Raw genomic sequence first — 14625 nt, 5'->3', positions numbered from 1 at the left:
GAGGGGGCTTGGATGGTAGAGGGTAGTTTTGGTAATATTCATGTATAAAGAACGCAGAATGTTAGGAATGGAGCACAGTACATGAACAGATTAGCAGCCTTACGCGAGCCCTCTACGCGTAAATTATTATTCAGCGCAGGCCTGAGCTGGTTATTCGATGCCATGGATGTCGGCATGGTCTCCTTCATCATTGCCGCGATAGCCGTCGACTGGCATCTCGGCGCACAACAGATCGGCCTTGTCGCCGCAATCAATTCCATTGGAATGGCTGCTGGTGCAGCCGTGGCAGGCTCTCTTGCAGACCGTTATGGCCGCAGGTCCATCCTCATCTGGACGTTATTAATTTTCTCCGCAGCTAGCGGATTATCGGCACTCGTATCCAGCTTCGTTGCACTATGCATCTTGCGATTCATCGCGGGATTCGGTCTGGGTGGAGAACTGCCCGTCGCTTCGACACTTGTCTCCGAATCCGTACCACAGAAGGAACGAGGGCGTGCCGTCGTGCTCCTAGAGAGCTTCTGGGCCTTCGGCTGGATCTTATCCGCGCTCATCGCCTATTTCGTCATCCCGGATTACGGCTGGCGCATCGCCTTTGTTATCAGCGCATTGCCCGCGTTCTATGCCCTGTACCTTCGCCGGGCGATTCAAGATTCACCTCGGTACATGGCGGCGGTACAACAGAAACCCTTGCCTTTTCGTCAGCGTGTCGCTTCTGTCTGGTCGTCGAAATACCGCCGTTCTACCATCACCCTATGGGTTCTATGGTTCACGGTTGTCTTCTCTTACTATGGCATGTTCCTCTGGCTTCCAACGGTTATGGTGATGAAAGGTTATGGTCTCGTCAAAAGCTTCCAATACGTGTTGATTATCACGCTGGCACAGTTGCCCGGGTATTTCACAGCGGCGTTTTTCATTGAGAAGATTGGCCGGAAGTTCGTGCTCGTGACGTATCTCGTCCTAACAGCGATCAGTGCGATATGGTTCGGAATGGCCGAGTCCGAAGGCATGCTGATCGCTGCGGGTATCTGCCTTTCCTTCTTCAATCTGGGCGCATGGGGCGGTATGTATGCCTATACCCCAGAGCTATACCCAACGGAAGTACGCTCAACGGGCGTAGGACTCGCCGCATCCTTCGGGCGGATCGGCGGGGTGATTGGGCCTTATCTGGTCGGTATGCTCGTCGCTCGCGAAACGGCGATGACAACGATCTTCACAGTCTTCTTCGTCGCCATTCTCCTCGGTGCATTCGTCGTCCTGTTCTGGGGACGAGAGACAAAAGGGATCGATCCCGACAGTCCAACCGTATAAATTCGCACAATAAAGGGGTTGTATCCTATACCAATATAGGATACAACCCCTTATCATTGCTTCTATGTCCACGCCCAGAAGAATCCGTCTCGATCCCACGCAACTCTGCCGTTGTGCAGCTTCCGGAAAGCTTTCTTCACTTCTTTCTCAAGCGAAGCGTTGCCATTCTCATTCACAAAAACGAACTGCTCACCGAAATGTGTCCGTACATAATCAATCGCATCGCTCTGTTGCAAAGTCCCTTTGAATTGAATCTCATCGACCATCCATTGGGCGACGGTTTGAGGTGTCACTTCCATGTTATTCATGCTCCTTAATCCGCTGCGCGAACGAATCCTTCTTCGGTCAGATATTCTGCAGCTTCTTCATACGATTCGAATACCGTATCGAGATCTTCGCCTGCAAAGATGTACCACATCTGATCTTCATCTTCGAATTTGAGCTCCAACGACTGGTTCTTCGCGTTCGTCCAGCGTTCTTCGATCACTTCCTGTGCAGTGTCGGGTGTTGTCGCATCTGATGCTTCTACACTTCCAGTTGCACGTCGTACCCCTTTCCACGTTAAGGAACGGATGGACGCTTCAATGATCGTACGAATTTCTTCCGTAGACATATCGCGAATGTTCACCATACCTCGATCGTCAACATCATAACCCGTCAGATATCCGGCATAGACGAACCCATTGCCGTTCGGGTGCAGGTGATAGACAACCGTTTTCTTATCGAACATACTTTCCTCGTAGTGGTAATTGACGCGTTTCATAGACACATTTTTGCGCTCCAATTCAGGGAATGAATCGGCAATCGCGAGCTTTTCTTCAAAACTTAGCATATTTCGTCGGCCTCCGCATGGCTATTGTAGTAAGCCCCATTATACCATAAGCACCGGATAATCCTAATCTCACTCCGATTCCAATAACATCGTGACAAATTAAACAAAGTTCATTACCACCCGTGCCAAAAGACCCCCATCACCCAAAATTCAGGATTGGAGGCCTCTCTTATTCGTTCATGATTCTGCATGGTGTTAATAGTAATACGTCGTCTGAGATCCGATTTGAGCAACGAACGGATTCCACGCTTGCTGTGAGAACGCCTGGACTACGTTGCCGTCCGAAGATAAGTTCCGTAGGAATTCGAAATCCGGGTGTACGACCAAATCCGCTTGGAATGCCTCTATCGTGCTATTCGGCTTACGTTTCTCATTCAAGGCCGCCATAATCTCCTCCGCCGATTTGAGCCCAATGCCATGCCCAAAGTACAAGTTCGGCCCCATCACGATCGCATTCTCGCCCCGCCATTCCGGCCCTTTTGGATCAAAATCCGGGTTTTCGAAATATACCCCATCCCCAAGATACGCTTCATTCTTGTCTTCCGTGATTACTAGCGGAAGATAGTTGCTGGCATGCCAGTCTCTTAAATAAAGATTTTGAAAATACTTGTTAAATTCATCGTCACCGTTCATATCCAGCACGGCCTTATAGAACAGAATCATGATCGCTGTTGAACATTCAAACCCATAATACTCCCCATGTTCAAATATATCTCGAATCCCATCCGCGGGCTGGACATTTCCTCTTAATCGAAATCCACCGTTTGGTGTTCGTATCCAATATCGTGGATTACTGAACGATTCCCGGAAAGGCGCGAATCGGGCATAACTTGCGTTCAAGTCATTGGCTGCCTTCACGATTTTGCTCCTCATTTGCATTTCATAGACCAAAGCTTCCTTCGAAGGATAGTAGTAGGTTACCGGGCTGTTCTCCTTCGCCTTTACAATGCTCTGTTCCATCCGCGTCAGCGGCAAACTGCCGGCTTCTTGTAAAGGTCTCCCCGAAATACGTATCACGGCTTCTCCTCCAGACTCATTATGATGACATCGCCCTAGGTTAGTGTACGTATTGTAGGCTGGAATCGTGCATGAATCTTTTCCACTCTAGTTCTATTAGACTAGTAAAGAAACAGCGTATTTCCCACAAATTGTAGCGATATTTCACGAAATCCGACTTTTCCTTCCTAAGCCCTTCCATATTACATGTCGAAACCTTCATTTTCTCCAAATTCTGAGAATTTTTTTGTTGACTAATTGATAGAACAAGACTACTATAGTGATAGGTTCATAGAACTAATTTCCTATTAAAAATGATAAAGGCAAAGCCGTCGAAAGATGGTGACGCAAAACTACAGGGGCTAACGCGAAAATTCGCCATGCCAGCCAGTTACCGACATAGAAGTACGACGTTATTCGCGTTGTTAACCCTTCTTATTTCGGTAAGAAGGGTTTTTTACGTGCAACAATTTCATATGTCAACTCCGTATTGACAAAGGCAAACCCATCGAGAGATGGCGACGCAAAGCTATAGGGGCTAACGCGAGGAATACTCGCCATGCCAGCCAGTTACCATTACAAAGTCTAACGCACTTGAACGAGTGACGTTGGCTTTCCAAGGAGTGTTCGTGATGAAACAAACCAAACTCGTACTTATTGCGCTCATGATGCTGATGATTATTGCACTACTTCCTACGAATAACGTACACGCTGAAGGCGCTCTACCCGATCAATTGGTCGTACTGCCGACAGGTGATTATAATGTAAAAGAAGCAAAAGCGATGATGGAGCGCCTAGAGAAAATCCCAGCTCCAATCTTAAAAACACTTGCTGACAAAGGCGTTAAAGTGAAATTAACGAACGACATCATTACCAACGAACCTGAATTGAACTACCTCAAAGGCGTAACGCCAAGAGGCTGGGAAGGCACTGGACTCACTTGGGATGATGTGCCGGGTGTTAGCGAGAAAGTGGTTGTCGTACGCATCGGATACAGCAAAAAAGGCCATGGCCACAACTCGTACAACCTTGAAATCCATGAGACATTGCATGCCGTTGACCGCTTTGTGTTCAACAACGCAAGCGACACGCAAGATTTCAAAGATGTTTTCACCAAAGAAGCAGCAAGCAACTATCACGATGGCTATGTATCGGCTTATCCTGCAGAATATTTCGCAGAGAGCGCGAGCTTGTATCTCTACAATGATACAACGCGTAAAGAGTTGAAGAAGAACGCTCCGCTAACCTATGATTTTATGGACAAGCTATTCAATCAATAAGATAGAAAAAGCTCCCCTCTGATTATCAGAGAGGAGCTTTTGTGTTATAACTCGATATTATTCAGGATACACATGCTTTGGCTTGATTTCATTCCAAGTCTCTGTGTCATCCTCATTTCTTGTGTAACCATGGTGATTCGTCGCTTCGATGACATCGGTGTAATACCATTTGTTCACCGAATTGTCTGGCCACATTTTCGCATCTTCATGGATGCCTTTGACCTTCACTTTACGGTTCAAGACGCTGTTGATGAATGCCATCGCTTCTGCGCGTGTGATGAATTGGTTCGGTTTGAACGTGCTATCATCATAGCCTTTGATCCAGCCTTTGTTCGCTGCAGAGACAATGTATTTCTCAGCCCAATGTCCTTTGATATCCGTGAACATTTCGTTCTTCTTCTCATCCAATTTGTCGAAACGGGATGCGATGGCTGCGAATTCTGCTCTCGTAATCTGTTGAGCTGGTTTGAACGATCCATCCTTGTAACCTGTGATGATACCAGCATTCTCCATCGTTGCGATATGCTTACTCGACCAACGCTTCTGCTCAACATCTTTGTAAGAGCTGATCTGTTTCATGTAATCGCTACGTGACTCATCATCCATCAGACGATAGAAGATCGCTGCGACTTCTTCACGACTGATCAGGTTCTCAGGCTTGATCATGCCATCTGGATAGCCGTTGATGTAGTTGAAATGCTTATCCTTTTCCAATTGCGGTGGAACTGGAGGCAATGGTGGTACCGGTGGCAATGGAACAGGTGGCAACGGTGTAGTTGTTGGCGTCGATGGGCCTGGATCTACTGGAGTTGTTGTCGTGTTCTTCGTATAGAAGAAGATGTACTCCTGACCTTCTTTTTCAACAACCGTATAGTCGACTGGCGACTTCACCGGTGTATAGCCTGCAACCGATACAGCAGTAAGCTTGATTGTAGCTCCAACCTTGCCACTTACGGTTCCTGCATTCGCCAATTCCTTGTTCGTGCCTTGCTCTAGGTACTTCACAGTGACTTGATAGTCTTTCTCTACTGGTGTTTCGACTTTAGTGTAGAGAATTTCGAGTGTTTGTTCTGGGTCGCCTGTGAAGGTGTAGGTGTATTCTTCTTTTTCCGGCTTGTAGACGATGCCGTCTTTCGTAATTGGTTCTGGTTTAATGGTGATGATATCACCTTTTGCACCTTTTTTGACCTCTACGGCTAATTCAATCTTCTTATCTCCATCCATGTACACATGATGAACAGATACCTTCTGGAGATCTTCCACATTACCTAGCTTGTAATAGAATGTGTGCTCCTGTTTTTCGTCTGCGGTAACTTGATAGTCGAAGCTATACTGCTCTGGTGTGTATACCGCGTCAGATACAGAAATCGGTCCAGCTTCTAGATGAAGTGTCTTGCCTACTTCACCTTCTTGTTGCGTTGGCTCTTGTAACGGAAGCTCCGTTGCACGATCTACATAGTTCACAGTAACCGTACGTTTCTCAACCGGTGCAACATTCTTGGTGTAGAAGAAGGTTTGCGTTTGTTGATTGCCGTTCACGATTTCGTATTTCCACTCTTTAATAACAGGCGTGAACCCTTCCACAAACACTGCCTTGATAATTGCTCCATCTTCAATATCTTCCAGCAGTTGTTCCTTAGCTACACTATTTTCTGTTCCTTGCTCAAGGTATTGAACAAGAAGAGTGCGCTTTGGAACAACAGCATCTTTCGTGTAGTAGAAGATATGCACTTGATTATTTTCAGCCGTAAATGTGTACTTCACTTCTTTAGCACCTACGACTGTATAGCCTTTCGTATCAGGCGCTACTAAATTAGTTGTACCATTGGTTACACCTTTTACGGAAGCAGGCTCTAGTCCCGGTACTTGTTCTTCAGATCCTTCAAGCAAGTACTTCACAGTCAATGTCTGCTCATTCGCTTTATAACGGAAGGCAAATACTTGCTCTTTCTCGGACGTGAAGGTGTACTTCACTACTTTTTCGCCTACTAGCGTATATCCACTTACTTCTGGTGCGGCCAAATCGATCGTTTGTTTTACTGCTCCCGTTTGCGTCGTCGATGGCGTTACCTCAACTTCATTTTCAGAACCATCGAGTAAATACTTCACGGTTACCGTCTGATCGTCGGCTTTGTAATAGAAAGTAAATTCTTGGTTTTCTTCGGCAGTAAACTTGTAGATTACTTCCTTAGCACCTACGACTGAGAATCCTTTCTCTTCCGGTGCTACCAAATTAGTTGTACCATCCGTTACACCTTGCACGGTTGAAGGTTCTAGTCCCGGTACTTGTTCCTTTGTTCCTTCAATTAGGTACTTCACAGTTACCTCTTGCTCATTCGCCTTGTAATAGAAGGCAAACACTTGGCCTTTTTGGGCTGTGAACGTGTATTCCGCTACTTGATCACCCACTAGAGTGTATCCCGTTACTTGAGGTGCAACTAAATCAATCGATTGTTTCGCTACTCCCGTTTCTGTCGTCGACGGAAGAACTTCAACTTCTTTTTCTGAACCATCAAGCAAATATTTGATGCTGACCATTTGCGTGTCAGCTTTGTAATAGAAGGCATGTTCTTGTCTCTCATCGGCAGTGAACGTGTAAGTCACTTCCTTAGCACCTACTAATGTGTAGCCTTCCTCCTCAGGCGCTACCAAATTAGCTGTGCCATTCGTTACTCCTTGTACGGTTTTTGGTGCAAGACCCGGAACCTGTTCTTTCGACCCTTCGATCAGGTACTTCACAGTAACTGTCTGCTTGTTCGGATTATAGTAGAAAGTTTGTTCTTGACCTGGGGCAGCTGTATAGATGTAATTGATTTCTTTCTCTTCTGCTGTATAACCCGCAACAGTTGCTGGTACTAAATTGACTTCCTTACCCGTCGCGCCTGTTACATCAACTGGGTCATGAAGCACTTTATTGGTGCCTCTCTCCAGATAATTCACTTTCACGGTTTGCTCATTAGCTGTGTAGTAGAAGATATGGCCTTGGGCTGCACTCGCTGTAAAAGTGAAGTCGAACTTCGCTTCTTCCGGTGTATACCCTTCGATTGGAGTTGGTTTCAACTCAACCGTCTTGCCTGTTACGCCTGCAATTGTAATTGGTTTATCAAGTTCTTTATTCGTACCTTTTTCGAGGTACTTCACAATCGCCTTTTGATTACCTGCAGAATAATAGAAGATTACTTCTTGTTTTTCTTCCGCAGTAAATTTATAGGCGATGCTTTCAATTTCAGCGGTGTAGCCAGCTATTTTCTCAGCTTGCAATGTAATCGTTTTGCCTGTTACTCCGGTTTTTAAGGCTGATTTAACTAATTCTTTCTTCGTTTCCTTATCAACGTACTTCACAGTTACAGACTGCTTATTTGCTGTATAGTAGATAGTCACTTCTTGTTTTGCGTTTGCATTAAAAGTATATTCCGTGCTTTCTTTCTCGGCTGTATAACCCGCAATTTTATCTGCTTGCAACGTGATCGTCTTGCCTGTTGCTCCTTCTTTTACGACAGCATCTTTAATTTCTTCATTGGTGTCCTTATCCACGTATTTCACGGTTACGGACTGCTTATCCGCTGTGTAATAAAAAGTATATTTTTGATCTTTCGCAGCAGTAAAGGTATAGCTGTCACTTGATTTCTCTGCAGAGTACCCTGGGAACTGCTTGGCATTCAGCGTAACTTTTTGCCCTGTTGCACCATTCTCTACTGCTTTACCAAGTTCCTTATTCGTTCCTTGTTCTACATAGAATACATTTACACTTTGTCCAATTGCTTCGTAGTTGTAAGTAATCGTAACGTCTTTATTCGGCATCGGACCGGTTACGTGACCATCCTTTACGGTTAAGCCGCTTCCTGCGCTTACATTTACATTTTTCAATTCATAGCCTTCAAATGTCTTACTCTGGATGTCTATTGACTCGCCTTGAAGTTTCTTAACATCTTCTGCCTTCTCAAGTTCGATGTTCCCTGCTTTATACTCGATTTTGATATTGTAAGGAGCTTTCGCATACCCGAACCAAATTGTTGGGTTAGGTACGCTAAGCGTCAATGCTACATCCTGAGGGCTTGCACCCTTCTTAAGAACATAGCCATCAACATCTTTTGCCGTTACCTGATAGCTTTTGCTAATATCAAGCGCTTCATTGCCATTTTGTTTGAATGATTCGGTATATAGTTGAGCTGCCAGTTCCGGTTTATCGACAACCTTACCTTCTTCATTAACCGGTGTGCCCTCTGCATTGACCCGGTACCCTTTAATCAGGATTGAACCCTTACCAAAGCTTACTTTCGGTACTTCAAAATCTTTGGATGCAGGTTTACCATTCACATCCGTATAATCCATATATGTCTTACCATTGGTTGGATACAATGTATTTGGATCCGGATTTTTGCTTGAATCCAACTTTACGATGTACGTCATCGTTGCTGGGGATCCTTCGACGATGTTCCCGATTTCCCACGTAATCGTTTCTGTTGTGTTGTCCCATTTAATTGTACCTTGCGAAACCTCAGGTCCCTTGGTTTTGTCGAACATGTCGCCCATTGGATCAATGACTTTCGCATTCTGTGCAGCGTAAGAAATCTTACTGGATAATTCTTTAAAAACCTTCTCTAAATCAGAACTCGTAGATGCGTAGTAACCACGATTCTGGCTATATTTCAGTACGTTTGTCGCGTTGCTGTTGTTCCCTACTTCAAGTCCGATGGAATAGATATCAATATTGGCATCTTTAGCTAATTTAGCTTCAGAGACTGTACCTATACCATTATTATCAACTTTATACTTATTTTTCCCGTTTCCTATCGAATAGCCATAATCATATAACAAATAATCGTTACCATATCCAATAATGTCATTGTAGTTAAAATCCTGAAGCGCTTTGGAAAATGCATTGCCTTCAGACCATGTATAATCTACAACCTTTGATGCCTCAAAGCTATACGTTGGTTCTCCATCGCTTAAAAGAACAATGACTTTATTATCCGCTTTACTAGACTCCAACAGCGTTCTAGCACGGTGAATCCCCGCTTGAATATTCGTACCACCATTAGGGGAAATGGTTCCGATATCTTTCTTTAACGTTTCTTTCTGCGAGACATCCTTAAACCCCGAAACATCTGTTACGTCTCCCGCAAAAGATACAGCAGCAATTCTTGTTGCCGAATCTTTGATAAGTAATCTGTCCACGAAACTCTTTGCAGATTCAATCGCTTTGGACATCCGAGTCCCTTTCATGCTACCGGACCGGTCAATCACCAAAACCACGTCCGAACTACTCTTAATGTTCTTTCCTTCAACCGTTAGGGTTACTTTCCATTCCCCTGGCGTGCCTGTCGGTTCGGCCTTCTTCGTCAGATTGACCGCGCCTGGATTCGGCCAGACCAGATCGTTCGAAGCCGCTGCAGAGCCCGTCGATAACGTACCAGGGATGAATCCGGTGAATACGGACAAGATGAACATCCATGTCACTACAAGTCTAAAACCTCGTCTCATGTCTACCTCCTATTAATATATTATTTCAGCTCCTTGGAAACGCAAAAAAGTCCGGCTGCAATAACGATGTAATTGCAGCTGGACTATCATCGGTCAAAGACCATTAGACTCCGAGGCTTTGCGACCTAACCTTTCGGTTAGTGTGCCGAAATATATAATTCTAGTCGTTGCAGATGGACACTATGTAGGTCTAAAGTAGGATAAAGGAACTATTTACATTGACTAATATATGCTACTTATAGAAGCAAAGTCAATTGATTTTGGGATTCTTGAATCTAAAGTTATTTTAAACTACGTGATCCTTCGTTGGTTGACTCATCTGAAGAGAATTGCATATACTATAGAAGTAACCAATAAAATCTAACGCATGAGGTGGAAAGGATATGGAAATTTTGTCGACTGTTCTTAGAAGAGAATTACCTTAACACGGGAGAAGTCTGCCCATTTTTACCGTTAAAGTGAATCCGAGAACAGTAGATAAAAGCCAATCCCTTTCTTACGAAACCGATATGATCGTGGGCGAGGTGTATTCACCTCGTCTTTTTTGTATATACCACCATAGAAAAATAACGATTTCATCGTTCATACAACCATGAAGTGTTTCTTATGAAACAGAAGATTGCGAATTCTGCTGTTCTCTCGATTCAGCCGTAGCACAAGCTAAATTGAAAAGGAGAGAACACAAGTGAGTTTATTAAACATTGAAGAAGTTACCCATATGTACGGAGATAAATTGAATTTTCGGGAGATCAGCTTCCGCCTGCTGCGCGGAGAGCATGTCGGCCTGGTCGGCGGCAATGGTGCAGGGAAATCCACCCTCCTCCGTCTGCTCGCAGGCGAGATTTTGCCAGATGCCGGGCGCATCGATTGGATGCCGCAGATCAAAGTAGGCTATCTGCAGCAGCATATTCATTTGCAGCCCGGCACGACGATTGCAGCCTATCTGCAAAGCGCATTCGCGCATTTGTATGCGATCGAACGGCGCATGCTGGGCATGGCCGAGAACATGGCCGAGGCAGACAACGATCTAGACACCCTATTACGGCAATACGGCGACCTGCATAGCCAGCTTGAAGACTCGGATTTTTATCAAATCCACGCTCGGATTGAAGAGGTTGCTGCGGGACTTGGCATTCTGGATCTCGGCATGGAGCGTGATGTCAGCAAGCTGAGCGGCGGCCAACGAACGAAACTGTTGTTAGGCAAGCTGCTTCTTGAAGAACCTCATGTATTGCTGTTGGATGAGCCGACCAACTATCTCGATGATGTGCATATTGCTTGGCTGACTGGGTATTTGAAGAGTTATGAGCATGCATTCATCGTCGTATCCCATGATGAGCATTTCCTCAACGAGATCACGACGGTCATCTACCATCTGGAGCATCAGACCTTGAGGCGATACCCAGGGAATTACAACAATTTTCTGAAGAGTCATGAATTAAGCCGTCTGCAATTGCAGCAAGCTTATGAGAAGCAGCAGCAGGAAATTACACGACTTGAGAAATTCATCGATAAGAACCGTATTCGTAAAGCAAAGCAAGCGAAGAGCCGGGAGAAAATGCTCGGGCGAATCGAGCTCATCGATAAACCTACAACCGGACCACAGCCTCGCTTCAGCTTCGAGGTGCGTCAGAATCCTGTGAGCCATGTCATCACGGCAAAAGGCATTCAAATTGGCTATTCGACCCCGTTGATTGCCCCTGTCAATTTGGAAGTGAAACGCGGGGAGAAAATTGCGATCATTGGCCATAACGGGATTGGTAAATCGACCATGCTCCGCACCCTGCTAGGCCTCATGCCTCTGCTTAACGGTACTCTCCAGGTAGGGGATAACGTGAAAGCAGCCTATTTTGCCCAGGAAAACATTGCATCCGATCAGACACCCCTGGAACGGCTCTTAGCCTTCCGGACTGATCTAACGCAGCAGCAAATTCGTAAGATGCTTGCGATGCCCGGTTTGACCGAGAAGCATATCCGGCAGCCCCTTCGTCATCTGAGCGGCGGGGAACAAGCCAAGGTGCGCCTATGCGAGCTGATGCTTACGGATAGCAATGTGCTCGTGCTCGACGAGCCGACGAACCATCTGGATGTGCGAACGAAGGATGCCTTTCGCGAAGCGCTTAAAGCCTATCCGGGCACGATCCTGCTCGTATCCCATGAACCGGAATTCTATCGAGACTGGGTTACCCAAGTATGGCGTGTGGAAGATTGGTGCCGTGGTGCAATAAAAACGTAATCGATCATAGAGAACGAAAACAAGAAGAACCTGTGCGAATCCTTCGTATAAGAAGGAATCCGCACTGGTTCTTTGTTATGCAGGCCACTACAACGTCCTTTTACCAACCGAAATCGATCGTCTCTCCCGTCTCGCAATACGTCTTCAAGTTACTCAAAATCATCCACCACGAGCTCTGCGTATTATCGTAGGACGGATGCCCCTCTGTCCATTCATCATTGATCAACGTGAACTTCGTACAGTTGCCCACGGTATCAAGATTGAACGTAATTCTGGACTGGAACTCTGCATGGTTCTCACGATAAGACGGACCTGCGTGCTCCGTACTGCTATACGTCTTATAAGGCTCGTAGGCAAGGACTTCACCGTACACATGAACGGTCTCATCCCCATCCGCACCCGGTCCGATATAAGCATAACGGCTACCAATTTCAAATGTAGACTCTAATACGCATCCGAAGAAGAGCTTGCGCGTATTCTCTGGGACGAACATGGCATCCCACACCTGCTCTGGGGTTGCTTTAATATACAATTCATACTTCAATGGAATTTCACGCATTCTTTCGTTCCTCCTTCGATTTTATGCAATACATGTCAAGCGCATAACTATGCTAATATGATTATAAAACGTAATTATGCCCAAGTATTGTAAAAACGCGACAAAATGCACGCAGGAAAAGGAGCGGCTATCCATGAAACCCGAAATTGTAAAACCCAGTATGGGCGTATTGAATTTATCCCGTGGGACACATAAATTTCAACTGACAAGGCATGAGCCTTCCGAAGATATCGGCCAATTCGTGAAGCATTTCTGGATCGTCAGCTGGGATTTAACTGAACAAGCTCCCTACTTGCAGGAGGTTGTACCGAACCCTTGTGTGAATCTCGTCATTGAATCGAATCGAAGCGCAATTTTCGGTGCTGCAAAGCAGAAATATACGTACCACTTAGAGGGCAAAGGGGTCGTATTCGGCGCCAAATTCAAGCCCGGAGGATTCTATCCGTTCATTAAGCAACCGATCTCCGAGCTCGCGAATCAACCGATGCGCATTCAAGATGTATTCGACGTGGAGATCGGAACGTTAGAGCAGGAGCTGCTCACGCAAGTCAATGAGTCCGATATGGTCCGTCTAGCCGAACAATTCATTCGCCCAAAGCTCCCGCCATGGGACGACCAGATCGAGTTCATCAATCAGATCATCGACCACGTAAAGATGGACCGCGAGATAACGAAAGTGGACGAGATTTGCGATCTTTTCCACCTGAATAAAAGAACGCTGCAGCGTCTCTTCGACCAATATGTCGGCGTCAGCCCGAAATGGGTTATCCAGCTCTACCGATTGCAAAATGCCGCTGAGACGATCGAGCATCAGCCGCGCCTCGATTGGTCCGAGCTCTCCACGGAGCTAGGTTATTATGATCAGTCGCATTTCATCAAGGATTTTCGCTCGATCATTGGTAAGACGCCGGACGAGTACGTAAGGGAGCAGTTAAAGTGAAAAACCTTACTTCAAGAAGTAAGGTTAGGTGCCGCGGTATCTTTACGTTCCAGACTAATCCAGACCAATCCCGCGGCCATACATACGGCGCCAGCTAGCTGCCAGCCTGAGAATGATTCGCCGAAGAAGAGATAGCCCGCCGTAACGGCAGAAGCCGGTACCACATAACGGAAGAAATTCGCGCGCGCCGCGCCGACCTTGAACATACTCGCATTCCAGACAACGAAGGAAATGACCGTGCAGATCAGCACGTTATAACCAATCGCGGTATAGTGCGTCGCTGTCAATGCGCTCCAGTCCACTTTGCCCCAAGAACCAAACGTGAACGGAAGCATGCCGATTGCTCCGAACAGGATCATCCATGTACTTACCCGCAGAGCAGAATACCGTTTCATAATCGGCATGCAAGCCAGGTTATAGAGTGCCCCGAATATACTCACACCCAGCGCTAGACCATTCCCAATCATATGGTTGGAGGACAAATCGAGTCCTTCGCTTCCCCCAAGAATTATGAAGCATACGCCGATAATCGCTGCAATGCCGCCTGTCACGAGACGAGAGGAAATCCGTTCTTTCATGAACAAAGGCCCGAACAACGCTGCACAGATCGGCCAAGGTGCTACGTTCAATAGCGATGCGTTTGCCAGCGTCGTATATTTGATCGAGTACATAACGGCGATCTCGAGCCCCGTCACCCCTAGAAGTCCAATGACAGCGAGCTGTAGTGCCACTTTCACCGGGATACCGATACTTCCTTCCGTCACCTTCAGCAGTAAGAAGAAGAACGGCACGGCAAGCCCGAAACGGAGAAACGTGAAAAGTATCGGATCGAACGTCTCCATCGCCTGCCTCGATACCCCAAAATTCTCTCCCCAAATGGCCGCGACCAGCACCAACCCAACGTAATGCACCCATTTCCTATCCATATAAAATAGCTCTCCCCCATCGCCGTTCATCGACTAATATCATCCATCTACTATGCAGTGTGAG

The 14625-nt window shown here is 46.2% G+C and carries 10 protein-coding genes and 3 riboswitches; of the genes, 4 read left to right on the top strand and 6 right to left on the bottom strand.

Annotated features, from left to right (window positions below; translation table 11 throughout):
* The first annotated feature begins 81 nt into the window (after positions 1 to 81).
* Complete coding sequence (locus tag AC3WU2_RS17880) at positions 82 to 1308, top strand: MFS transporter (protein WP_492456468.1); 1227 nt, start codon at positions 82 to 84, stop codon at positions 1306 to 1308.
* Positions 1309 to 1370: 62 nt separating this feature from the next.
* Here AC3WU2_RS17880 and AC3WU2_RS17875 read toward each other — a convergent pair whose 3' ends face one another.
* From AC3WU2_RS17875 to AC3WU2_RS17865, 3 genes are all read right to left on the bottom strand, one after another.
* Entirely contained in the window at positions 1371 to 1607 is a 237-nt protein-coding gene (locus tag AC3WU2_RS17875; RefSeq protein ID WP_492456467.1) for a DUF6953 family protein, read from the bottom strand.
* A 14-nt stretch (positions 1608 to 1621) separates the two neighbouring features.
* Entirely contained in the window at positions 1622 to 2140 is a 519-nt protein-coding gene (locus AC3WU2_RS17870) for a hypothetical protein (RefSeq protein ID WP_492456466.1), read from the bottom strand.
* A 195-nt stretch (positions 2141 to 2335) separates the two neighbouring features.
* Positions 2336 to 3157 (bottom strand): protein-glutamine gamma-glutamyltransferase, encoded by an 822-nt coding sequence (locus tag AC3WU2_RS17865; protein ID WP_492456465.1) that lies wholly within the window; start codon positions 3155 to 3157, stop codon positions 2336 to 2338.
* 291 nt (positions 3158 to 3448) lie between these two features.
* A riboswitch (cyclic di-GMP riboswitch) is annotated at positions 3449 to 3535 on the top strand.
* An 89-nt stretch (positions 3536 to 3624) separates the two neighbouring features.
* Positions 3625 to 3714: riboswitch (cyclic di-GMP riboswitch) on the top strand.
* 54 nt (positions 3715 to 3768) lie between these two features.
* Between AC3WU2_RS17865 and AC3WU2_RS17860 the strand changes: the two genes are divergently transcribed.
* On the top strand, positions 3769 to 4416 hold the full coding sequence (locus AC3WU2_RS17860) for an anthrax toxin lethal factor-related metalloendopeptidase (RefSeq protein ID WP_492456464.1): 648 nt from the start codon (positions 3769 to 3771) through the stop codon (positions 4414 to 4416).
* Positions 4417 to 4473: 57 nt separating this feature from the next.
* On the opposite strand, the gene AC3WU2_RS17855 is transcribed toward AC3WU2_RS17860, so the two are convergent.
* Positions 4474 to 9900, bottom strand: a complete 5427-nt coding sequence (locus AC3WU2_RS17855) for a MucBP domain-containing protein (protein ID WP_492456463.1) — start codon at positions 9898 to 9900, stop codon at positions 4474 to 4476.
* Between the two features lie 70 nt (positions 9901 to 9970).
* A riboswitch (cyclic di-GMP riboswitch) is annotated at positions 9971 to 10057 on the bottom strand.
* A gap of 528 nt (positions 10058 to 10585) precedes the next feature.
* Here AC3WU2_RS17855 and AC3WU2_RS17850 point away from each other — a divergent pair.
* Positions 10586 to 12136 (top strand): ABC-F family ATP-binding cassette domain-containing protein, encoded by a 1551-nt coding sequence (locus tag AC3WU2_RS17850; RefSeq protein WP_492456462.1) that lies wholly within the window; start codon positions 10586 to 10588, stop codon positions 12134 to 12136.
* Positions 12137 to 12236: 100 nt separating this feature from the next.
* Here AC3WU2_RS17850 and AC3WU2_RS17845 read toward each other — a convergent pair whose 3' ends face one another.
* The gene (locus AC3WU2_RS17845; protein WP_492456461.1) at positions 12237 to 12695 is read right to left on the bottom strand and encodes an SRPBCC domain-containing protein; all 459 of its coding nucleotides are present in this window, start codon (positions 12693 to 12695) and stop codon (positions 12237 to 12239) included.
* Between the two features lie 133 nt (positions 12696 to 12828).
* Between AC3WU2_RS17845 and AC3WU2_RS17840 the strand changes: the two genes are divergently transcribed.
* The gene (locus AC3WU2_RS17840; protein ID WP_492456460.1) at positions 12829 to 13635 is read left to right on the top strand and encodes a DUF6597 domain-containing transcriptional factor; all 807 of its coding nucleotides are present in this window, start codon (positions 12829 to 12831) and stop codon (positions 13633 to 13635) included.
* 11 nt (positions 13636 to 13646) lie between these two features.
* Here the strand turns inward: AC3WU2_RS17840 and AC3WU2_RS17835 are convergent, their stop codons facing one another.
* A complete protein-coding gene (locus AC3WU2_RS17835; RefSeq protein WP_492456459.1) occupies positions 13647 to 14561 on the bottom strand; it encodes a DMT family transporter in 915 nt (304 codons plus the stop codon).
* Positions 14562 to 14625: the final 64 nt, after the last annotated feature.

Source organism: Paenibacillus sp. EB106-05-06-XG162, assembly GCF_058791655.1.
The sequence above is the reverse complement of the archived record's forward strand: the minus strand, read 5'-3'. Positions and strand labels throughout refer to the sequence as shown.